Source organism: Pantoea sp. B623, from assembly GCF_024814475.1.
GTDB lineage: Bacteria > Pseudomonadota > Gammaproteobacteria > Enterobacterales > Enterobacteriaceae > Pantoea > Pantoea ananatis.
The window spans coordinates 4,444,784-4,467,274 of the sequence record NZ_JANUXM010000004.1 but is presented as its reverse complement, the minus strand read 5'-3'; the positions used below and the strand labels follow the sequence as shown (position 1 = coordinate 4,467,274).

The following is a 22,491-nucleotide window of genomic DNA, read 5'->3' as shown; positions in this document are numbered from 1 at the left end:
TCTGCTGCTACGCCCAACCGCGTCTCAGCGGCTGGGCCATCCAGGCAATTAAAAGGTTTCCCAGTTCTCATCACCGCGCGGTGATGGCTGGCGAATGCCTTCTGACGGACTTTCTAAACGTAAATTTTTTGCCGCCGTAGTCTTGTTAACGGCCTGCGTGACAATTTCTTTACCAATATTGAAGGCAGAAACCGCTTGTTTTAAGTTACTGGCCTGATCTTCCAGCGCCGCGGCGGCTGCAGCAGACTCTTCCACCAGCGAGGCGTTCTGTTGTGTTACGCGATCCATCTCGGTCACCGCCTGACCGACCTGGTCGATACCACGGCTCTGTTCGTCCGACGCAGAAGCAATTTCACCCATGATGTCGGTCACGCGCGTCACCGCACTGACGATCTCATTCATGGTATCGCCCGCGCTCTCAACCAGCACTGAGCCGGTGTTAACGCGACCAACGGAGTCTTCAATCAGGCCTTTAATCTCTTTTGCCGCCTGTGCGCTGCGCTGGGCCAGGTTACGAACCTCACCAGCTACCACGGCAAAGCCTCGTCCCTGTTCGCCAGCTCGCGCGGCTTCAACCGCTGCGTTCAACGCCAGAATGTTGGTCTGGAAAGCGATACCATCAATGACGCTGATAATGTCCGCAATTTTCCGTGAGCTGCCGGCAATTTCTTTCATGGTCGTGACCACGCCATCAACGACTTTGCCGCCCTGCTGCGCGGTTTCAGAGGCATTCAGCGCCAGCTTTGAAGCCTGACGGGCATTTTCCGCATTTTGTTTTACGGTCGCGGTAAGTTCTTCCATGCTGGCCGCCGTTTGCTCCAGCGATGCTGCCTGCTGTTCGGTTCGGGAAGAAAGATCGTTATTACCGACGGCGATTTCGCTGGCCCCGGTATAAATTGCATCTGCGCCGTCTCGCACGGTGCTGACGGTGCGCACCAGAGAACGTTGCATGTCCTGCAGCGAGGTCAGCAGATCGCCAATTTCATTACGTACGCTAATGTTGATGGGCTGCGTGAGATCGCCGCCTGCGATGTGCTGAATATGTTCAATGCTCTCTTTGAGCGGTCGAATAAGCAGGCTGCGCATCAGATTCCAGACCAGCACAATCACCAAAAGCGTGACCAATAGCGTCCCTACAACCAGCATAATCATGCGTTGATAGGCGGCATTGTTGGCATCCACGCCCTGCTGACTGAGTTGAAGGTTGTAGTTAAGCCAGGCATCGTAGTCTTTCTGGAATTTGTCCTGATAGCTCTGTGTCGGCTGGTCTACAAACCCTTTAAAGTTACCGTTGCCAAGAAATACGATCAGTTCCGCGAGTCCGTCATGGAATTGCTTATAGTTTGCCTGCAGCGTCAGTACGTTTTCTGCACTTTTGCCTTTCTCAGAAAGATTGGCATTGAACATGGCATAGCCTTCTTCCGCACGCTTTAATTCACTATCTGCCAGCGCCACCAGCTCTTTAACGGTGGCACCTGAGCCGGCCATTTGCCCATCCTGCAAATAACGGATCCCGGCGCGGTTTAAGGTATTTCGCGCCTGTACCAGTGCGACCCAAGAGGTGCCCATGGCGCGTTGAAGCGTACTCAGACGTTGGTTATAGGCAAAATTTTCTTTATCTTCTGTCACCGTCTTATAGAACACGCCACCCGAAAAAATTTGCAGTAGCGCGAACAGTGCCAATACACAGAGAAGACCGGAGACAACACGTACTCGACTAAACATAGAAACCTCATTCATTAGCAATTCGATTCTGTTTATCGGCCCGGACGTGCGGAACTTTACGGCCAGCGTGAAGACAGGTTCACGCTGGCCGTAAAAAGAGGTTGGGGAAACTTAAACGCGCGAGATTTTAAAGACGGATACGGCCTGGGACAGTGCGCTGGCCTGTTGCTCCAGCGCGGCGGCCGCGGCGGCTGACTCTTCGACCAGCGAGGCGTTCTGCTGTGTCACACGATCCATTTCTGTTACGGCCTGGCCCACCTGATCGATGCCGCGACTTTGCTCGTCAGATGCAGAAGCGATTTCGCCCATGATATCGGTCACGCGTGTTACCGCGCCCACGATGTTATTCATAGTGCTGCCCGCGCTTTCAACCTGAAGCGAGCCGCTGTTAACGCGCGCCACTGAATCTTCGATTAACCCTTTGATCTCTTTTGCTGCCTGAGCACTGCGCTGTGCCAGACTGCGGACTTCACCCGCCACCACGGCAAAGCCACGGCCCTGCTCACCGGCACGCGCCGCTTCTACGGCAGCGTTAAGCGCCAGAATATTGGTCTGGAAAGCAATGCCGTCGATAACGCTGATAATGTCTGCGATTTTCTTCGAACTGCCGGCAATTTCCTGCATGGTGGTCACCACGCCATCCACCACTTTACCGCCCTGCAGCGCGGTTTCGGATGCGGTTTGTGCCAGTTGAGAAGCCTGACGTGCGTTATCTGCGTTCTGTTTTACCGTCGCCGTTAACTGCTCCATGCTGGCTGCCGTTTGTTCAAGCGAAGCTGCCTGCTCTTCCGTACGCGCAGACAGATCGTTATTCCCGGCCGCGATTTCACTGGCGCCGGTGAAAATGGCATCACACCCGCTGCGAACCTCACCCACGGTCGATACCAAAGAATGCTGCATCTCATGGATGCCGGCGGCCAGTTGGCTCATCTCATTGCGGCCTTCCACCAGAATGGGTTGCGTCAGGTCGCCAGAAGCAATGGTGCGAATATCCACCAGCAGACGTTGAAGCGGTTGAATCAAGAGCTGACGCAGTCCAAACCAGCAGCCCAGAATAACCACAATCACCAGCACGCCCACCATGCCGAGCATCCACATCATCTGCGTGAAGGCCTGTTGATTCTGCTCTGCGCCGTGTGCGGACAGTTCGCTTTGCTTCAGGCGCCATGCGGAATAAGTGGCCTGCATCGCCTGCTGCTTCTGTTCAATATTTTGTTTAAACATGCCTTCCAGATCTTTCGCTTTCAGGCTGGCGATCATGCCGCGCAGACCGGTCAGATAGGCCTTAAAATCGTTTTGCAGTCGATCGCGCATTTCCGTATCTGCGCCCGGTGTTTCCGGAATCGCGTTAAATTCTGCCAAGTACTGCTCACCTTTATTCGCCTCGTTAACGGCTTTCTCTGTCAGGCTGTCCAGCTGGCCGCCGTTCATTTGAGACGCCAGGCTGGTTTGCAGGCGCAACATTGCGCGGTTGAGGGTGGTACGAGACTGGTTCAGCGCCATATAGGCATCGGTCATCGCCGCAACGTTCCGGGTGGAAATTTGTGACAGTGCAAAGGCCTCTTTATCATTATTCAGCGCTGACCAGAACAGGCTGCCTGACAGCAGCTGCATGGCACCGAAAAGCATCAGTACCGCGATAAGACTGGTCACGACTTTTATTCGTTTTAACATCTTTTTCCCCGAGCATAAAAAGTAAAGTGCAGGGGCTGTATCGGCGGGAAAGAGAGAGGGTTTAGTCAGCTTCAGTAAAAAAGCGGCAATTAGGGCTTTTGTAATTATTGATATCAGCTGAGGGTGTTTTTTAGTGGCTCAGGTCACAGACAACAGGGGAAAAATGAGAGGTGGAAGCGATGCGTGGGTTAAGCGGATCATACTGATTCAGGCTGCACACAAGACACAGAATCTCACGGGCCAGCCTGGGCTGACCCGTGAAGAAGGCTTATGCCGTACGCAGGTTGTCGACCAGCGCCATCTCTTCGCTGCTGAGCAGCTTCCCGATGTCAACCAGAATCAACATGCGGTCGCCGAGCGCACCCAGACCGGTGAGGTACTCGGTGGACATTGTCACGGCAAACTCAGGTGAAGGACGGATCTGTTCCTGCGTCAACGACAGCACGTCAGACACGCCATCAACAACGATACCGACGACGCGGTTTTCCAGATTAAGAACGATTACGACCGTATTCTCATTGTACTCAACGTCTGCCTGTGCAAATTTCACACGCAGATCGATGATAGGCACAATCACGCCACGCAGGTTCGTTACGCCGCGAATAAAATCCGGCGTGTTGGCAATGCGGGTTACCTGATCGTAACCACGAATTTCCTGAACCTTAAGAATATCGATGCCGTACTCTTCATCACCCAGCGTGAACACCAGGAACTCCTGGCCCACGGTTTCGCCAGCAATTTTTGTCACGGTTGCCATTCCACTCATGTTATTTACCCTTTCGTTATCAATCAGGCGGCAGCGCCGGCCACACGTTTTTCACGGTTAAGTGACTGCAACGCCGAAACGTCAACAATCAGCGCCACGCTGCCATCGCCGAGGATGGTGGCGGCTGAAATCCCTGGTACTTTGCGATAGTTGCTTTCCAGGTTTTTAACAACAACCTGATGCTGACCAATTAACTGGTCTACCAACAGGGCGTAGCGTTTGCCCGCGCTTTGCAAAATGACCACGATGCCCTGTGTCGCTTCTGTTTTGGCATCTTTCACATCAAAGACGTTCCACAGTTCAACCAGCGGCAGATATTCGCCACGGACTTCCAGAACACATTCGCCACCCGCCAGCGGTTTCAACTCTTCTGCGCGAGGCTGCAATGATTCCATCACCGCATTCAGCGGCAGAATAAAGACTTCATCCGCGACGCGTACAGACATGCCATCAAGGATGGCCAGCGTCAGCGGCAGCAGGATACGGATTGTGGTGCCTTTGCCCTGTTTAGAGGCAATTTCGACATGACCACCCATTTCCTGGATATTCCGTTTCACAACGTCCATGCCCACGCCGCGGCCGGACACGTCCGTGACCTGTTCTGCGGTGGAGAAGCCTGGCGCGAAAATCAACATGCCGACTTCTTCGTCGCTCATGTTTTCATGAACCGGTAGACCGGATGACAGTGCTTTAGCAAGAATACGCTCACGGTTCAGGCCCGCACCGTCATCGGAGACTTCGATACAGATGTTGCCGCCCTGATGTTCTGCGGACAGCGTCAGGTTGCCCGTCGCGACTTTTCCTGCGGCAATACGCTTATCAGGCGATTCAATGCCGTGGTCCAGGCTGTTACGCACCAGGTGCGTTAACGGATCGATAATGCGTTCAATCAGGCTCTTATCCAGTTCGGTCGAGCTGCCGAGTAAGGTCAGTTCGACTTCTTTGCCCAGTTTACTGGCCAGATCGCGAACCAGACGCGGGAAGCGGCTGAATACGTATTCCATCGGCATCATACGAATCGACATCACCGACTCTTGCAGGTCACGCGCATTACGCTCCAGCTGGCCCATGCTGTTCAGCAACTCGCCGTGCGCCACCGGATCCAGTTCGCCAGAGCGCTGTGCCAGCATTGACTGCGTGATCACCAGCTCACCCACCAGGTTAATCAGCTGATCGACCTTCTCAACGGCAACACGGATGCTGCTGGATTCGCTGGTCTTCGCCGGTGCGGCAACACGCTTGCTTTCGCGTTTGGCTGCGGCAACGGGCAATTCGGTAACGGTCGCGGTCTGTACTTCGGCCACCTCAGGCTCAGCGGCGCGCGCTGTCGCGGCTGGGGCTGCGTCGCCCGCCTCCGGGAAACGAATCTGGGATTCATCAATCACAAAACAGAGCACGGCGACGATATCGTCTTTGCCAACGCCCGTAATGTGGCACTCAAGCGAGTTACTGCCTTTCTTGACATCGCTGATTGTGCCGAGGTTACCCAGCTCTTCCAGCATCAAATCAATGTCTTTTTCTTTCAGATCGACCAGTTGCAGATGAACGCCGTCGGCGCCTGCTTGCGCGGACTCTGCCTGACTGACCGGTGCATCAAGGGCAACCACCACCGGCGCTTCAACCGGCAGACCTTTAGCCTCTAACGCCAGCTGGCGTAATGCTTCACAGATATACTTGAAGCTTTCCGCGTTAGGCTCTTGCGCGGTTTTATAAGCATCGAGCTGTTCCTGCATAATATCTTTAGTTTCCAAAAACAGATTGATGATGTCGGTGCTGAGCTGCATTTCGCCGCGACGAGCACCATCCAGAATGTTTTCCAGGATATGGGTTGTTTCCTGTAAAACCGTAAAACCAAAGGTTCCTGCCCCGCCTTTAATGGAGTGGGCGGCGCGGAAGATGGCGTTAAGCTGTTCAGAGTCAGGTTCCTGGGGATCGAGTCCCAACAGGTGTTGCTCCATATCCGCTAACAGCTCATCGGCTTCATCAAAAAACGTCTGGTAAAAATCGCTGATGTCCATGCTCACGGGAATCACCTCTGCTGTGAGGGGGCTGCTGTAGTGACCGCACCAGCCGACGAAGCTGACGGCGCGGAGGTTGTTTTAACCGCACCAGCCGATGACGCTGGCGGTGCAGAGGTTACTGTTATCACCGTACCCGTCGATAAGGCTGACGGCGCGGGAGATACGGTTGTTACCGCACCAGTCGAAGACGCTGGTTGTGCGGACGTTGCTGTTTTCACCGCACCCGCTGAAGACGCGGGCTGCGTGGAAGTGCCTGTTTTCACTGTGCCGTTCGCCGGGGCGGACGGCGAAGACGCTGTCGTTTTCATCGCACCGCCTGCCGAGGCGGACGGTGCTGAGGTTGCGGTTTTCACTGCACCCGCTTTATCTGCTGCTGAACCGATGGAGGCTGAAGGTTCGGTAATTTTCTCAAACGCAGCCGGATCGCTAACCTGCACGGCATCACTTTCAGCATTCTCTTTTTCAATGGCGGCTTCGGTATCGTGGTTCAACACCAGCAAACTAATACGGCGGTTCACGGCATCATCCCCCCCGCGGTTTTTCAGTTTCATCGTGTCAGCCATGCCGACAATACGAAGAATCTTTCCACCATCCAGTCCGCCAATCACCAGTTCCCGACGTGACGCATTGGCGCGGTCAGCAGAGAGCTCCCAGTTGCTGTAGCCTTTATCACCACCGGCGTACTGAATATCATCCGTATGCCCCGCGATACTGATTCGGTTTGGGATGTCGTTCAGAACCGGGGCAATCGCGCGCAAAATGTCGCGCATATAAGGTTCAACTTCTGCGCTGCCGGTTTTAAACATTGGGCGATTCTGACTGTCGATAATCTGAATACGCAGCCCCTCTTCCACCATGTTGATGATCAAATGCGGACGCAGTGCTTTCAGGCGCGGGTCGGCTTCAATCAGCTGGTCGAGCTTTTCACGTAACCGGTTGAGGCGAATCTCATCCAGCTTGCGTTTCTGCGCATCCATATCCACAACCTTCTTAACTTCACCCTCTTTCTTCGTTGGGTCATCACCGCCACCCGGGATAGGGCTGCTGCTGTCGCTGCTACGTTGTCCACCCGTCAGCGCCACTTTTAAGGGCGTCTGAAAATATTCCGCTATCTGAATCAACTGCTGTGGGCTGGCGATCGACAGCAGCCACATCACCATAAAAAATGCCATCATCGCCGTCATGAAGTCGGCATAAGCGATTTTCCATGAACCATGCCCTCCTTCATGTTTCTTATGTTTGCGCTTTCTAATCAGCACAATTGGGCGATTGCCATGTTTCATGAGGTCTGATCCGAAGTCTGTTTAGCCGGGTTCTTCGCGTTGCGTACGTGCTCTTCCAGTTCACTGAACGAAGGACGCTCGGCGGAGTAAAGCGTTTTACGGCCAAACTCGACGGCGATTTGTGGCGCATAGCCGTTCAGGCTTGAAAGCAGCGTCACTTTTACGCACTGCATCATCTTGGTTGTTTCTGCACATTTCTGACGTAACACTGACGCCAGCGGCGAAATAAAACCGTATGCCAGTAAAATCCCGAGGAAGGTTCCCACCATTGCATGGGCAACCAGCGCACCTAACTCTGCGGCTGGGCGGTCGGCTGACGCCAGGGCATGCACTACGCCCATCACCGCGGCGACGATACCGAAAGCCGGCAGACCATCGCCCACTGCTGCGATACTTTGCGCAGGAACTTCACACTCGTGTTCGTAGGTTTCAATCTCTTCATCCATCAATGCTTCGATTTCGAAGGCATTCATGTTGCCACTGACCATAAGGCGTAAATAGTCAGTGATGAAATCTACTAACTGTTTATCGGCTAAGATGCGGGGATAATTAGCAAAAATTTCGCTCTGAGCGGGATCTTCAATATCGCGCTCCAGTGACAACATGCCTTGCTGGCGTGATTTCGCCATCAGGCGATACAGCAGCGCCATCAAATCCATATAGACCGCTTTGTTGTATTTCGAGCCACGAAACAGGAGCGGCAGGGCCTTCAGGGTCTTCTTGATCGATTTACCGTTGTTGCCCACCAGAAACGCACCGACGCCCGCCCCGGCGATCATCAGCAGTTCTGCAGGCTGGTAAAGCGCGCCAAGATGGCCGCCCACTAAAGCGTATCCGCCCAACACGGAACCTAATACAACGATGTAACCTAAAATTATCAGCACAAAAAATCCTTACGTCCGTAACGTGTTGGTCGACGTTAAGCCAGAAACCCAGGTGATGTTCACCACGTGGAGGCAAAAAAAAAGCAGCGGGATTAACCGCTGCTGGATGACTTCCACATTGCGAACAAATTTAAACGGCGTGTTTAACCTGTTCATCCAGCAGTTGTGGAAAGATATCGGCAGTATCTGCAGAAAGTTTACGTCTTTTTACGGCACGTGATGGTGGCTGGCACAGGCTGCAGACAAAGCTGCCAACAGGCTGATGTGCATGATTAATAAAGCTGCCGTTGCAGCTTTTACAATCCGATAATTCCAGCATACCGCTTTCGACGAATCGCACCAGGGTCCAGGCGCGTGTCAGCGCCAACAGCGGGCCCTCGTCCGATTGCGGGCACTGCTCAAGATAGAGGCGGTAGGCTTTGATTACCGCATCAATACCTTTGCTCAAACCGGTTTTCAGTAAGAAAGTCCAGGCGTTACAGAACATGGAAGCATGAATATTTTGTTCCCACGTCATGAACCAGTCAGTAGAGAAAGGCAACATGCCTTTAGGTGGTGGACTACCACGCAACTCTTTATACAGTTTAATCAGGCGACCGCGGCTCAGCTGCGTTTCGCTTTCCAGCATTTGTAACCGCGCACCCAGGGTAATCAGCTCCATGGCGAGCTGAATATCGCGCGCTTCCTGAACAATACTTTTTTCACCCATTATACCGCCCTCTTTTTAGTAGGCGCGGCGTCTTTAGACGCGCTGCGTAATAAACGGCTGGATAACAAAATCCCGGTGTGGATCTGTTGCAAATCATCCACGCGAGATTCCTGCGTCAGGCGATTAATAACGGTGCTATCGGTAAAACGAAACTGACACACAAGTTGATTGGTCTCAGCTAATTTTACCATTTCAGGTAAGGTTAATTCTGACAACGCATCTGCCATCTTTTCATCGATCCCGAGGCGAAACATTGCCGAAGCTTTTTCCTGGTTAATTAATCGCTGCGCGAGCAGTAAATATGACAAGTTGATATCGTAAATATGTTTTAGTAATTCAGATGTACCCATTTTTCCATCCTGAGAGACGCGACGTAACTTACCGCAGATAACATCTCTGCGTATCGAGCTGCTGGTTGGTAAATCTAAAGATGGCAAAAATAATTAAACATAAAAGGCAAATGGTTCTGAGTGCTGCTTCTTTTTACGACCCTGTGTTTTGGGTCAGAAGTCAATTTTTTCAGTCCACCTTATTCTTAAGTCTTCAACCTTCTTCCGTGAGGCCTTCATACATTTTTTAAGACTAATCCGAAAACAAGGCAAATCTATATCGTCTGATCCTCACATACAACGACAGTTCAGTGAAATTTTGGATAAAGTGTGACACAGGTCACACTTTTGAGCCTTTTTTCTTCAGAAATACTTTATGATCACATTTTGACTGTGTGTTTTTTGAGCGAAATTACGTTTTTTTTGTAGGGATTTGTCCTAACCAGGACTTAATTAGCAACAAAACTGCCGCAAAAGCCAAATCAGACCGTTGAGGTCAGGTTTATGTTCACGAATGCAATTTGTACCCTATTTAGAACCATTCAAAACCATAAAAGCAGTGGAATGTGCTGCCAGCAGAAACAATTATTTGTTTTTAAATTAGTCAGTTAGCGTTTTACTGCAGAGTAAGGGGCAACAGCCATGTCCGGCAGGCGATGGGGATTAGGCGCGTTCTGGCAATCCGTTGTAAAGGGTGACAGCAAGGTGTTTAGAGGGTGATCGTCGATGTAACAAGGAGTTACATTAATAACGTGAATGAATTGCAGGCAAGATAGATTTGTGCACTAAGAGTATCGGCGCGGATCGCCAAAACTTTAGCTTAACCAGGTAAAAATAGTGTTTTGACATTTTAATGGGTCATTTTGACTGCAAAAGTGCCGGAATAGTGTCCTGCCGCGGTACAGGACCGCCTTTGAGTTAAGGGTAACTGATTAAAACATAAGGAGAGTTTGCAGACGGCAAGCGAGGGTCAAATACGACAAACAGCAAGCCATCCCTGGCTTGCTGCGGCATCAGGCGAGTTTTGGAAATGTGGCCACTTTATTCGCCATTCCATGATCGGCGCTACGTGGCGCAATCTTTTCGAGATCGCGTAGGAAGCTTTCGCGCCATGCGGTGATGTCGTTCTTACGCAGAACCGCCATCATATCGTTATAGCGAGAAATTCTTTCCGTGCGCGGCATAGTAATGGCCTTGTCCAGCGCAGCGGCCACCTCATCCCGGTCATAGGGATTCACGATCAATGCCGAGGTCAGCTCATTCGCCGCACCGGCAAAGCGGGACAGTACCAGTACGCCCGGGTCATCCGGGTCCTGTGCCGCAACATACTCTTTCGCAACCAGGTTCATCCCATCACGTAACGGCGTCACCAGCCCCACGTCGGTCAGACGGAAGATTTTCATCAACAGACGACGGTCAAAGTGCTGGTTAAGGTAGTACAGCGGCGTCCAGCCCAGTGTCCCGTATTTACCGTTAATGCGCCCTGCTTCGGTTTCAAGCTGATGACGAATATCCTGGTAAGCCTGCACATCACCGCGTGACGTGGGCGCAATCTGGGAATAGCGAATTTTGCCGTGATGCTGAGGGAAGTTTTCCAGCAGCGCCTCGTAAGCCAGGAAACGTTCTGGTAACCCCTTGGAGTAGTCCAGACGCTCACAGGCGATTATGTTGCGGGCATCGCCCAGCTCTTTTTTCATCGCGGCCATCTTCGGTGGCAACGGCCCTTCAGCCATCTCTTTAATGCTGTCGGGTTCAATCCCTATCGGGTAGACCTCTGTCATAAAGGTATTGCCATAGGCGCGGTGTTTCTTGTCACCCTTATTCTGCAACTGGGTCAACTGGCTGACACTGTCGAGGAAAGCCACACGATCTGATTCTGTCTGGAAGCCCAGCAGATCGTATTCGCACAGCATCTCCAGCAGTTCCTTATGAGGAGGCAGCGCGTTGAAAATTTCCGGCGTAGGGAAAGGAATATGCAGGAAGAAGCCGATACGGTTGTTAATGCCAGCCCGACGCAATGCAGCGGCAAAAGGTAAAAAGTGGTAATCGTGGATCCACAGAATGTCATCCGGCTTAATCAGCGGCTTTAATCGCTGCGCGACCGCATCATTGACCTCACAGTAGCCTTCCCAGGCTTCGCGCTGGAACTGAACTAAGTCTAACCGGTAGTGAAAGGCGGGCCAGATAACGGTGTTTGAAAACTGGCAGTAGTAAAGATCGTATTCGTTCTGGCTCAGAGGGAAAGAGGCATATTCAATACCGTCATGTTCCATTACCGATACCGGATTTTCTTCTTCACCTGAAAACTCACTGATCTCACCGTTCCAGCCAAACCAGAGTCCGCCCGTGCTCTTCAGCGCGTCCAGAATGCCGACGGCCAGGCCGCCAGCACCGGTTTTGTTCCCATTTGGCATGGCGATACGGTTAGATACAACCACTAAACGACTCATAACCTACACTCCTTACCAATGTTGTCTTGCTCTAATTGTAATCGTGTTGTTTCAAGCCAGGCATAGACATCCGTAACGTCATGTAAACGATAATGCGCCTGACTGGGGCCTTCCCCCACTTTTATAGAGATTCCCTGCAGGGCATTCACCGCAGCGAATCCTTTCTCATCGGTCAGGTCATCCCCGATAAACACCGGGATACGGCCTGAGAATGGGGCTTCCTGCATAAATTTATGGACGGCTGCGCCTTTATCAATCCCGGTGGGTTTGATTTCTACAACGCATTTGCCGGGTTGCAGCGCAAGACCGTTAAAACGCGCCACCGCAGCCTGAGCCAGTTGCATAACATCCTGTTCGTGCTGCGGCGCGCGACGGTAATGAAGCGCGAAAGCCATGCCTTTGGCTTCCAACTGCGTACCCGGCCACTGCTCCATCGCCTCCTCAAGCAGGCGTTTGAGCGGACGTTCAACATCATCTGGCAAAGTCACCCGATGCAGTTCGCCTGTCGCATCGCGCCGTTCAGCACCATGCACGCCTGCTGCCGGTGCCCGCAGAGGCGCCGCCAGCGCATCCAGTTGTTCGACAGGTCGGCCAGAAACCAGCGCCACTGCGCCATGGCATAACGATGAGAGCCGTTGCAGTTCTGCGACGACATTTTCTGGAATGAATACAGCATCGGGCTGGGACTGAATCGCTGCCAGCGTGCCATCGACATCAAAAAAGAAGGCATACAGACCGCCGCTCAATGACGGAAATGAGGCATCACTATCTGCCATCTGGGTCACGTGTCTTCTCCTGTAAATAGGTTCATCATCAGGACATCACAGCAGAGGACGTTTCAGCAAGAGGTTGGCTCAAGGCCATGTGAAGTAAGGAGACTGCGTGGTAAAACCCTGCAATTCAACAACCCTTTTTCAAAAAACAAATGTGTTTTGATGCTGATAAATCCGCTGGCTGCTATTGTCGCCCCATAAAGTGTAGTCGCTAAATTTCGTTCTGCCAGGAATATGCATTTCCTGTGCCAGCCGTCTCGCTTTCCAATGCCCTGGACTGGCCCGGACCGATCCCTGAGCGCATACCGTCTTTTTATCAAGCGCTCAACAGTGAAATAAAAGTGTAATAAATGGCCCTGTTTAAGGTTTTCTTAATCTTTAATCAGCAGACTGTTTAAAATTATTGTCAACTCATTCGCGCGTACACGGATGGGCGGTATTTTGTTGGTTTCATGAACGCTTTTTAATCGGTGATAATAGTAATTAATGACTTTCCATCCGTCCTGGATTAATAATTCCTTTCCGTATGAAATCATTTTTTGGGCGTCGCTTTCCCCTATTACTGATTACGTCCTTTTGGCAATGCGGCATTTTATGTTTTGCTATATCGCGACAGCTTTATTGCCCTGGCAAGGTTTTCGTCATACGGCGTTGCCATTCGTCTGAATGTGGCATTGCGTCAGGCAGTCTCTCAGCGTTATCGCGGCATTCGGTAAAGGTTACGCGTCGTTTGCCATCGATTAATAGGGTGAGATTCCCTGACGCAATAGGCGTTTACGTTGCTTTCGGTCACAATAGCCGGGGCGCTTGTCCTGTTCACCCCCGCGATGGGGACTCAAACACGCTTTATCTGCCTTTCTCACTGCCAGCGCCGATTCGTAAAGGGTTTCAGAACTTATGAAAATATTGATTGTTGAAGACGATGCCCTGCTACTTCAGGGGCTGGTACTGGCGCTGGAAGGTGCAGGCTACGTGTGCGATGGTGTTTCAACGGTCCGTTCTGCCGAAGCCCACCTTGCCAGCGGACTTTACAGCCTGGTGCTGCTGGATATCGGCCTGCCGGACGAAGACGGCCTGCATTTACTGCAACGCCTGCGTCGTCAAAAGCAGATGCAGCCCGTTTTAATCCTGACCGCACGCGATACCATTGAAGAGCGCATAGCCGGACTCGATGCCGGCGCTGATGACTATTTGATTAAGCCTTTTGCGCTGGATGAGTTGCTGGCACGGATTCGCGCGCTGATCAGGCGTCACGTCAACCAGGGCGATTCCCGCCTCGAAGTGGGTAATCTGTCACTGGATATGACCCACCGCCAGATTCATCTGGATGACGTGCTGCTCGACCTGACGCCCAAAGAGTTTTCCATTCTGTCCCGGTTGATGTTGAAAGCAGGCCATCCGGTTCACCGTGAGTTGCTGTATCAGGACATCTACAACTTTGATAATGAGCCCTCCACCAATACGCTGGAAGTCCATATTCATAACCTGCGCGACAAGGTGGGCAAAGCCACGATCCGAACGGTTCGCGGTTTTGGCTATGCCTTATCTCAGCCGCGCGCAGAAAACGAGTCATCACCCGAATGAATCCCTACCGTTCTGGCAATACCATGCGTTTCCGGCTGATGCTCACGATTGGCATGATCATGCTGTTTTTTCAGTTGATCAGCGTGGCCTGGCTCTGGCATGAGAGTAAAGAGCAGGTGCAGTTTTTGGTGGAAGCCAACCTGCTTAACCGCAACATGGATAAGCACGTGGATAAAGAGGTCCGTGAAGCCATCCTGAGCCTGGCGCTGCCCAGCCTGGTCATGATTAGCCTGACGCTACTGCTGTGCTATCAGGCGGTAAGATGGATCACGCGCCCGCTTTATCAACTGCAGCATGAGCTGGAAAGCCGGAGTGAGGTGAACCTCGAGCCGATTATCTTTGAAGGCTCCGTTCAGGAGATTGATGCCGTCACGCAGTCCATTAACCGACTTGTTGCGCGGTTGACCGCCAGTCTTGAACGCGAACGCCTCTTTACTGCCGATGTTGCTCATGAACTGCGTACGCCGCTCGCTGGGCTGCGTTTACATCTTGAACTGTTACAGCGCAACCAGGCCGTCGATACACAACCGTTATTACAGCGGCTTGATCAGATGTCTGGCAATGTCTCTCAACTGTTGCAGCTCACGCGTGCAGGTCAGCAGTTCACCTCTGGCAGCTATCAGAATGTGGAAATAGTAGAGGAAGTCATCCTGCCGATGGAGGCTGAGTTGAGTGCAATGCTGGAGACGCGCGAGCAGACACTGACCCTGGAGGTCGAGGACATGTTCCGGGTGAAGGGCGATGCCATCTTGCTGAGAATGCTACTGCGTAACCTGGTAGAGAATGCTCATCGCTACAGTCCATCGGGCGGAAACATTACTGTGCGCATTGAGGCAACAGCCGGGCTGTCGCTCATCATTGAGGATGAAGGGAACGGCATTGATGAAAGTATGCGCGGTGAACTGAGTAAAGCCTTTGTACGCATGGATACCGGCTACGGCGGCATTGGCCTGGGGTTGAGTATTGTCAGCCGGATTGTCCAGCTCCATGGCGGACAATTCCTGCTGGAAAATCGCCCAGATCGTTCAGGCTGCCGCGCCAGGGTAAACTTCGCTACTGCGTGATTTAGCCGTTGAACCAGCAGACCAGAAACGCAATCACTGTGCCGGCGGCAATAATCACGGCTAGATATTCGCTGAGGCTGCGAGACGGAACAGAACTGACGGATACGGTGGGGGTTTTCATCGATCTCTCCAGTGATGTTTCATGCAGTATCGCTTTCTTATATTAAGGAAACATTAACCTGCCGCGCCTTCAGGCTGCCCGCCAGGCGCAGGCGATCGATCCCTGCTACGCTAAATCATTCGTCTCACGCCATGCCATCGCCCCGCTAAAACCTGGCAATGGCCTGAAATGCCTTGTGTGACGTTGAAAACGATCGATCTCATCCCCACCTCTTTCCTTCAGACCAGACAGGAGTAATTTTATGGCTATCCAATATGCAGTGATCGCAGGCGGCTGTTTCTGGTGTACAGAAGCGGTCTTTAAAGATGTGATCGGCGTTGAGTCAGTGAAAAGTGGTTATACCGGCGGTGCGCGCCCTAATCCCACCTACGAGCAGGTGTGCAGCGGCGCAACCGGTCATGCCGAAGCCATTCGTATTGGTTTTGATCCTGAAAAGATCAGCTATGGCGATTTGCTGGACATCAGCTTTGCGACCCACGATCCGACCCAGCTCAATCGTCAGGGCAATGACATCGGTACACAGTATCGTTCCGCGATTTTTGTTGAGACGCCGGAGCAGGAAGCCGAAGCCAAAGCGGCCATCGCGCGTGCCCAACAGGATCATGCTGAGCCTGTTGTGACCACCATTGAACCGTTAAAAGCCTGGTATCCCGCTGAAGGTTATCATCAGGATTACTGGGAAGGCGCCGGTCAGCGAAACGGTTACTGCATGGCGGTGATTCCCCCCAAACTGCAAAAGCTGCGCAAGAGTTTTGCCAACCGCGTAAAAAGCGCGCAGTAAGCTCAGGCAACGCAGCGAATATCCCCTTCTGTTACGCTGTGCAATATCGCGTTTTTGGCGCCAAAAAAACGCGATTTGCGCAGCCTTAACGCGATTCGTTCAGAGCTTAAGCGAATAGAAAAAAAGAGAAAAATAGTGCTTGACCGTTTCAGGCCGACTCCCTATAGTAGCGCCCCGTTGACCCAGCGCGGTCAGCAACAATTTGCGGTGAGGTGTCCGAGTGGCTGAAGGAGCACGCCTGGAAAGTGTGTATACGGCAACGTATCGGGGGTTCGAATCCCCCTCTCACCGCCATCTTCAAAGAAGAGCCTGAACTCACGTTCAGGCTTTTTTTTACATATTCTCCGCCGAGGGGGATGAGAAGCCCCGACCGGGGTTCGACAAAACGGCCCGCCGTTTTGCATGGCCGCAGGCCACCCGAAGGGCGAGCGCAGCGAGTGAATCCCCCTCTCACCGCCACATTCAAAGAAGAGTCCAGACTAACCTCTGGACTTTTTTTTTGCATATTCTGCGCTGAGGGGGATGAGAAGCCCCGACCGGGGTTCGACAAAACGGCCCGCCGTTTTGCATGGCCGCAGGCCACCCGCAGGGCGAGCGCAGCGAGTGAATCCCCCTCTCACCGCCATCTTCAAAGAAGAGCCTGAACTCACGTTCAGGCTTTTTTTTACATATTCTCCGCCGAGGGGGATGAGAAGCCCCGACCGGGGTTCGACAAAACGGCCCGCCGTTTTGCATGGCCGCAGGCCACCCGCAGGGCGAGCGCAGCGAGTGAATCCCCCTCTCACCGCCATCTTCAAAGAAGAGCCTGAACTCACGTTCAGGCTTTTTTTTACATATTCTCCGCCGAGGGGGATGAGAAGCCCCGACCGGGGTTCGGCGTCTAGATACCTTGATGCTTAGAGGTAAAGAGTTCAGGGCCGTTATCGCGAAGGAGTTGTAGCATCCGCATCACCGGTGGGCTCGGTGTGATTTCACCTCGCTCCCATTTCGATACGCTATCGACCGTCATGCCAAATGAGAGCGCCACAAGCGATTGCGACATTCCCCAACGCATGCGCACGTCTTTGATTTCATTTGCTGTCATGGGCTTTACTGATGCAATACGGGCACGGAGTTCACGATTTTTTGCGCGCTTTGCTATGGACTCCAATTCTTCATCTGTTGCCAGTCCTAACGCGTGAAACGCTTTCGCATCTTCAAGTAGTTCACTCAATTCGGCGGGTTCAGTTTTCATTACATTTAACCTCTCTGACCATTCCGCTTCTGACGAGCAGGCTCATCACTTCACTATTTGCACGGAAAAACATTCTTGCCACATCCCTGTAGGTATCCAGCTGATCTTCATCGATTTCTTTAGCGTATTTCCTCGACAAGTTTTTAACCCATCCATCGTAATAAACCAGGTTGGTGCCTTGTCTGAAGAAGATGACCGTTCGCGCGCCGCCACGCTTGCCTTGGTGAAGAGCAAGACGCTTTTTAATAACGCCACCGCCTAAGTCAGCCTCAAACACGCCAGTAAAAACGTCACCTGCTGCGTAACACAGGACGCTGTCTGTCAGACGCGTTTTTTTAAACACTCTGTCAAAACGTTTATGAACATAAAGCGTAAAACCCATGAAAAGTCCCTTTTCGTTATGGCGAGAATTATAGTAATGATTACTACACTTCACAAGCCAAAGGCCCCTGGTCTTACGTCCAAATGGATCTAAAGCTATTTGTAAAAAAGCAAGAAATCCAATCGGTGCGCATCGCCATTACCGCTGGCCATGAATAACACCCGCCCACACTATCAGCGATTCAGATTCCCCACTCACCTGTTCACGCCTTGCGTACGCGAAGTGCGAGCCGCTCCCCAAAAAATTACGCACTACGAAATGTATCCCCTACCAATACAAAGGGCCTGCCGGTGTACCCGGCAGGCCCTTTAACACATTCACCCGTTACTTTTTATCCAGCGACCATGTCGCGCTGCGGACATCGACCTTCACCGGCAATAAACCGATTTGTGTAAATTTATCTGCCAGTGCCTGCTGCTCTTTGAAAACATCCGGCGTCATGCGCTCGGCCCCTAAGGGCATTCTTGCCAGCGCGCGCTGCCAGATAGGTTCGGGCAGGCCAGTCGAGCCAGACAGAATTTTCGCGGCTTCGCCCTGGTTTTTATTGGCCCAGCTGCTCAGCTTTTGCAGCTCTGAAAGAACCTCTTTGGCCTCGTCTGGATGACCTTCCGCAAATTTGCGGCTGGCCAGATAAAAGGTGTAGTGCGGTACCAGCCCCTCGGCATTTTTAAGCAGCCGCGCGCCGGCGGTGGTTTCTACTTCCGCCAGGTAAGGGTCCCAGATGACCCATGCATCTACAGCGCCTCGCTGGAAAGCCGCTCGCGCATCGGCAGGAGGAAGATAAACCGGCGTGATATCCTTGTATTTTAGCCCCGCCTGCTCAAGGGCTGATACCAGAAGATAATTCACATCCGATCCCTTGTTCAGGGCGACGCGCTTGCCTTTTAAATCCTTGACACTTTTTATCGTCGAATCCGCAGGCACCACTATGGCTTCGGTTTGTGGATTTGCCGGTGAATGGCCCAGATAAACCAGGTCAGCCTGTGCGGCTTGCGCAAAAGTTGGCGGCGCATCGCCCGTTGCGGCCAGATCGATGCTGCCTATGTTGAGCCCTTCAAGCATTTGCGGTCCCGCCGGAAATTCCACCCAGTGCACGGCAATCCCCTGCTTTTTGAATTCACTGTCGAGCGTGCCCCTGTATTTCAGTAAGGCAAAAATGTTGGCTTTCTGAAAACCGATATTCACTACCCTGGGTTTCTCTTCTGCGTGTGCCGTCACGATGCTGCTAATGTGCGCAACCGCAAGCAGTGCGCTGAATATGATTTTTTTCATGTCTCTTTCCTGAGTGGTGTTGTCGTCAGCGCAACATAGCAAACCAGGCCTCAACGCCTTAATGCGTAAAACTTCTATCTTTAGTCATAAAACGTCATTGCGACCACACCGCGTCACGTACGTTAATCGCGCGGGGAAACAGGCCCAGCGCGTAGAAACGATCCGCGATTCTTTGCTGCTCACGAATGATCGCCAGATTCATTGGTTGCGTCTGGTGGCTCCGCCGGGCCAGTGCCAGGCGCAGCGCGCGATCAGACATCCCCAGCTCCCCGGCCAGCAGCCCGGCGGCCTCTTTAGGATGGGCATCAATGTAGCGCCCCGTCTGCTCCAGCGCGGTTACCAGTATTTCTAAAAGGTCTGGAGACTGGTTCGCGAAGTGGCGATCGGCAAGATAGAACTGATGGTTATTCACCCGTCCTACGCCGTCGGCAATGACCCGGAGCTGTTCCCCTTTTTCTGCCTCGCTCAGCAGAGGATCCCACATCATCCATGCATCAACGGCATTCAGATCGCTGGGCGTGAGCGGGTATTTAGGCGGTGCGTACACAATCCGCACGTCCTCTGGCGTCATCCCCGCCTCATCAAGGATTTGCAGCAGCAGAAAATGCACGTTGGAACCTTTATTTACGGCAATACGTTTGCCTCTTAAGTCTGCCATCTGGTTTATCTGACTGTGCTTAGCCACCAGCAACGCCACGCTCTGTGGCGCGGGCGGCTCCCAGGCAACGTACACCAGAGAACAGTGACTGGCCTGGGCAAATAAAGGCGGTACTTCGCCGGTGGTGCCAAAATCAATTTCCCGATGGCTCAGCGCGTGCAGCAGCTGAGGCCCGGCGGGAAATTCGCTCCACAGGATGCTGACGTTTTGCCCGGCCAACTGCTGTTCAAGCTGCTGGCGCGCTTTGAGGATGCCAAGGTTGCCAAACTTTTGATAACCAATGCGCAACTCGCGCTCCTGCGCGCCCGTTGTTGACGCGGTGCAAAGGGTTGACGTCAGGCTGCGACGCGGCTTGATGATGCCGTAATGGCCAAGATGCGTACGCAGGCTGTTACGGCTAATCCCCAGCAACGCCGCGGCCTGTAACTGGTTGCCCTGGCTTAGTTCATAGGCATTTCTCACCAGTGCCTCAATGACGCGGGGATAAAGTGGCGTGTCACTGCACTGGATCTGCTGGCGAATAAAATCATCAAGCGCATCCTGCTTTTGTACCCGCCCCGTGCCCGTCACCGTGCCCAGCCGCAGCTGTTGTGGTTCTACCTGCGGTGTTTCACAGAGCAGCACCGCGTTGTGCAATGTATTTTCCAGTTCCCGTATATTCCCTGGCCAGGAATGGGCCTTGAGCGTTTCCATTGCCTCGTCGCTCAGGCGCAGCTGCGGTCGCCCCAGTCGGCGCGCATAGCTTTGCAGAAAATAGTTAGCCAGAACCGGGATATCCTCACACCGCTGGCGCAGCGGCGGCAAGGCAACGCTGGCGACGTTTAGCCGGTAGTAGAGATCCTCGCGAAACCGCCGCTCGGCTATCGCAGTCGTCAGATCGCGGTTCGTCGCGGCAATCACCCGGACGTCAACCTTTACTGCGCGAGAAGATCCCACGCGGGTAATTTCCCTTTCCTGCAGTACGCGAAGCAGTTTGACCTGAAGGGGCAGGCTCAGCTCGCCGATTTCATCCAGCAGTAACGTCCCGCCCTGCGCGGCCTCAAACCAGCCACGATGACGGTCGGTCGCGCCGGTAAATGCCCCCTTCTCATGACCAAAGAGTTCTGATTCTGCCAGGCTCTCCGTTAGCGCACCGCAGTTCACTGCCATAAAGGGCGCATGGCGGCGCGGGCTGTGATGATGCAGATAGCGCGCCATCACCTCTTTGCCCGTGCCGGTTTCACCAATGATTAATACGGTCGCGTCCGTGGGCGCCAGCTGATCCAGAATATGCCTGAACGCCAGGGAAGCAGGGTCAATTAAATCGGGGCCAGCGTGTTGCATAGCGCGTTCCTGCTGAGTGAGTGAGAGAGCGCTAAAGATATCCCTTGTTGCGGCCAGAAACGAGCCGCTGCCCAGCGTGATTTGCTGCAAATACAGCAGTATCCTTCACACATTGCTGCATTTGCAGCAGTCGCCGCCGCCGCAATAAAAATCTATCTTATTGATATTAAAAAATAAAAAAAACTTAACCTGTTGGCACGTATCCTGCTTAAAGCTATATAACTGAAAATTAATTTTCTAATTGCCAATTTCAAATATCGTTATAAAGGAATCTACTAATGCCTGATACCGCTGAAAAAAACATCAATCTTTTTTGGTTCTTACCGACACATGGTGACGGGCGTTATTTGGGAACTACCCAGGGCGGCAGAGCGGTAGACCTGCCCTATCTGCAACAGGTAGCCCTTGCCGCCGATAATCTGGGTTTCTATGGCGTTTTAATTCCCACCGGAAAAAGCTGCGAAGATGCCTGGCTGGTAGCCTCTGCGCTGGTGCCGATTACCAAACAGCTTCGTTATCTGGTAGCCGTCCGGCCGGGATTGCAGCCACCCAGCCTGGCGGCGCGCATGGCGGCTACGCTGGATCGTCTGTCTGAAGGACGTTTGCTGATCAATGTGGTGACCGGCGGCGATCCGGTTGAAAACAAGGGCGACGGCATTTTTCTCAGCCACGCAGAACGTTATCAGGTCACCCGTGAGTTTCTTGATGTCTATTCCCGCCTGCTTAAAGGAGAGAAAGTGGACTATCACGGGGAACATATTCACGTGGAAGGGGCTGAAATTCTCTTTCCACCGGTACAGGCCGAAGGTCCACCACTTTATTTCGGCGGCTCATCCGATGAAGCGGTTGACGTTGCAGCACGTCAGGTTGATACCTATCTGACCTGGGGCGAACCCTTAGCGCAGGTTGCCGCTAAACTTGAAGGGGTGCGGAAGCGCGCAGAGGAACGCGGCAGGACGCTTTCCTACGGTATTCGTCTGCACGTCATCGTGCGGGAAACCGAGGAAGAAGCCTGGGCCGCGGCGGATAAGCTGATCGCACATCTGGATGAAGACACCATCGCCGCCGCCCAGAAAATCTTTGCCAGAATGGATTCGACCGGACAGGCTCGCATGAGCGCACTCCACGGTGGCTCGCGTGATGGACTGCGCATCGGTCCCAACTTATGGGCTGGCGTCGGTCTGGTACGCGGCGGCGCGGGTACCGCGTTGGTGGGAAATCCGCAGCAGGTCGCGGAACGGATTCGGGAATACCAGGCGCTGGGCATTGATAACTTTATTCTGTCCGGTTATCCGCATCTCGAAGAAGCACACCGGGTTGCCGATTTGCTGATGCCGCTGTTGCCGCTTTCAACCCCTGCGGGAAATAAACAGCGCACGGTTAATACCGGTCCTTTTGGCGAAATCATCGGAGGCGACCGTCGTCCCGAAAAACAGGCCAGTGCAAGCTAATCAGAGA

General features: G+C 52.9%; 18 protein-coding genes, 1 tRNA gene and 3 other RNA genes. 8 read left to right on the top strand and 14 right to left on the bottom strand.

The features are described from left to right. Nucleotides 1-48 precede the first annotated feature (48 nt). The 10 genes from NXS97_RS22600 to otsB all read right to left on the bottom strand — a co-directional run bounded on the left by NXS97_RS22600 (nucleotide 49) and on the right by otsB (nucleotide 12,626). Nucleotides 49-1,725 carry a methyl-accepting chemotaxis protein gene (locus NXS97_RS22600; RefSeq protein ID WP_014605659.1) on the bottom strand — a complete coding sequence of 559 codons (1,677 nt, stop codon included), beginning with the start codon at nucleotides 1,723-1,725 and terminating at the stop codon, nucleotides 49-51. Between the two features lie 111 nt (nucleotides 1,726-1,836). Beyond that, the gene (locus NXS97_RS22595; protein ID WP_014605658.1) at nucleotides 1,837-3,399 is read right to left on the bottom strand and encodes a methyl-accepting chemotaxis protein; all 1,563 of its coding nucleotides are present in this window, start codon (nucleotides 3,397-3,399) and stop codon (nucleotides 1,837-1,839) included. A 268-nt stretch (nucleotides 3,400-3,667) separates the two neighbouring features. Next, nucleotides 3,668-4,165 carry a chemotaxis protein CheW gene (cheW, locus tag NXS97_RS22590; protein WP_259232805.1) on the bottom strand — a complete coding sequence of 166 codons (498 nt, stop codon included), beginning with the start codon at nucleotides 4,163-4,165 and terminating at the stop codon, nucleotides 3,668-3,670. A 23-nt stretch (nucleotides 4,166-4,188) separates the two neighbouring features. After that, a complete protein-coding gene (gene cheA, locus NXS97_RS22585; RefSeq protein WP_029568857.1) occupies nucleotides 4,189-6,183 on the bottom strand; it encodes a chemotaxis protein CheA in 1,995 nt (664 codons plus the stop codon). Nucleotides 6,184-6,194: 11 nt separating this feature from the next. Then, nucleotides 6,195-7,469: a flagellar motor protein MotB gene (motB, locus tag NXS97_RS22580; RefSeq protein WP_112900329.1), complete on the bottom strand. Its 1,275-nt coding sequence runs from the start codon at nucleotides 7,467-7,469 to the stop codon at nucleotides 6,195-6,197. Next, on the bottom strand, nucleotides 7,466-8,353 hold the full coding sequence (gene motA / locus NXS97_RS22575) for a flagellar motor stator protein MotA (protein WP_006120238.1): 888 nt from the start codon (nucleotides 8,351-8,353) through the stop codon (nucleotides 7,466-7,468). The genes motB and motA overlap by 4 nt, the downstream gene beginning before the upstream one ends. 130 nt (nucleotides 8,354-8,483) lie before the next feature. After that, nucleotides 8,484-9,062, bottom strand: coding sequence for a flagellar transcriptional regulator FlhC (flhC, locus tag NXS97_RS22570; RefSeq protein ID WP_013026109.1), 579 nt, complete (start codon nucleotides 9,060-9,062; stop codon nucleotides 8,484-8,486). After that, nucleotides 9,062-9,412, bottom strand: coding sequence for a flagellar transcriptional regulator FlhD (flhD, locus tag NXS97_RS22565; RefSeq protein ID WP_006120236.1), 351 nt, complete (start codon nucleotides 9,410-9,412; stop codon nucleotides 9,062-9,064). The genes flhC and flhD overlap by 1 nt, the downstream gene beginning before the upstream one ends. A 992-nt stretch (nucleotides 9,413-10,404) precedes the next feature. Next, nucleotides 10,405-11,841, bottom strand: a complete 1,437-nt coding sequence (gene otsA, locus NXS97_RS22560) for an alpha,alpha-trehalose-phosphate synthase (RefSeq protein WP_013026111.1) — start codon at nucleotides 11,839-11,841, stop codon at nucleotides 10,405-10,407. Further along, nucleotides 11,838-12,626, bottom strand: a complete 789-nt coding sequence (gene otsB, locus NXS97_RS22555; protein ID WP_078828734.1) for a trehalose-phosphatase — start codon at nucleotides 12,624-12,626, stop codon at nucleotides 11,838-11,840. The genes otsA and otsB overlap by 4 nt, the downstream gene beginning before the upstream one ends. Before the next feature lie 885 nt (nucleotides 12,627-13,511). Between otsB and pmrA the strand changes: the two genes are divergently transcribed. From pmrA to NXS97_RS22520, 7 genes are all read left to right on the top strand, one after another. Next, complete coding sequence (gene pmrA, locus NXS97_RS22550; RefSeq protein ID WP_014593911.1) at nucleotides 13,512-14,198, top strand: two-component system response regulator PmrA; 687 nt, start codon at nucleotides 13,512-13,514, stop codon at nucleotides 14,196-14,198. Then, entirely contained in the window at nucleotides 14,195-15,262 is a 1,068-nt protein-coding gene (gene pmrB, locus NXS97_RS22545) for a two-component system sensor histidine kinase PmrB (RefSeq protein WP_013026114.1), read from the top strand. Before pmrA ends, pmrB begins: the two co-directional genes overlap by 4 nt. A 362-nt stretch (nucleotides 15,263-15,624) precedes the next feature. Beyond that, nucleotides 15,625-16,164 (top strand): peptide-methionine (S)-S-oxide reductase MsrA, encoded by a 540-nt coding sequence (gene msrA / locus NXS97_RS22540; protein WP_116219770.1) that lies wholly within the window; start codon nucleotides 15,625-15,627, stop codon nucleotides 16,162-16,164. A 206-nt stretch (nucleotides 16,165-16,370) separates the two neighbouring features. Then, nucleotides 16,371-16,458: transfer RNA gene (locus tag NXS97_RS22535), tRNA-Ser, on the top strand. Between the two features lie 41 nt (nucleotides 16,459-16,499). After that, nucleotides 16,500-16,623, top strand: a non-coding RNA gene (locus NXS97_RS22530) — RtT sRNA. Between the two features lie 42 nt (nucleotides 16,624-16,665). Continuing rightward, a non-coding RNA gene (locus NXS97_RS22525) (RtT sRNA) lies at nucleotides 16,666-16,789 on the top strand. Between the two features lie 41 nt (nucleotides 16,790-16,830). After that, nucleotides 16,831-16,954: non-coding RNA, RtT sRNA (locus NXS97_RS22520), on the top strand. Nucleotides 16,955-17,044: 90 nt separating this feature from the next. On the opposite strand, the gene NXS97_RS22515 is transcribed toward NXS97_RS22520, so the two are convergent. From NXS97_RS22515 to NXS97_RS22500, 4 genes are all read right to left on the bottom strand, one after another. Then, nucleotides 17,045-17,398 (bottom strand): DNA-binding transcriptional regulator, encoded by a 354-nt coding sequence (locus NXS97_RS22515; RefSeq protein ID WP_089517250.1) that lies wholly within the window; start codon nucleotides 17,396-17,398, stop codon nucleotides 17,045-17,047. Further along, a complete protein-coding gene (locus NXS97_RS22510) occupies nucleotides 17,388-17,780 on the bottom strand; it encodes a type II toxin-antitoxin system RelE/ParE family toxin (RefSeq protein ID WP_089517249.1) in 393 nt (130 codons plus the stop codon). The genes NXS97_RS22515 and NXS97_RS22510 overlap by 11 nt, the downstream gene beginning before the upstream one ends. Before the next feature lie 324 nt (nucleotides 17,781-18,104). Further along, nucleotides 18,105-19,052 (bottom strand): sulfonate ABC transporter substrate-binding protein, encoded by a 948-nt coding sequence (locus tag NXS97_RS22505; RefSeq protein ID WP_015700094.1) that lies wholly within the window; start codon nucleotides 19,050-19,052, stop codon nucleotides 18,105-18,107. 94 nt (nucleotides 19,053-19,146) lie between these two features. Beyond that, the gene (locus NXS97_RS22500; protein ID WP_174260818.1) at nucleotides 19,147-21,033 is read right to left on the bottom strand and encodes an aliphatic sulfonate ABC transporter substrate-binding protein; all 1,887 of its coding nucleotides are present in this window, start codon (nucleotides 21,031-21,033) and stop codon (nucleotides 19,147-19,149) included. 278 nt (nucleotides 21,034-21,311) lie between these two features. Here NXS97_RS22500 and ssuD point away from each other — a divergent pair, with 278 nt between their 5' ends. Further along, the gene (gene ssuD, locus NXS97_RS22495; RefSeq protein ID WP_259232804.1) at nucleotides 21,312-22,484 is read left to right on the top strand and encodes an FMNH2-dependent alkanesulfonate monooxygenase; all 1,173 of its coding nucleotides are present in this window, start codon (nucleotides 21,312-21,314) and stop codon (nucleotides 22,482-22,484) included. Nucleotides 22,485-22,491: the final 7 nt, after the last annotated feature.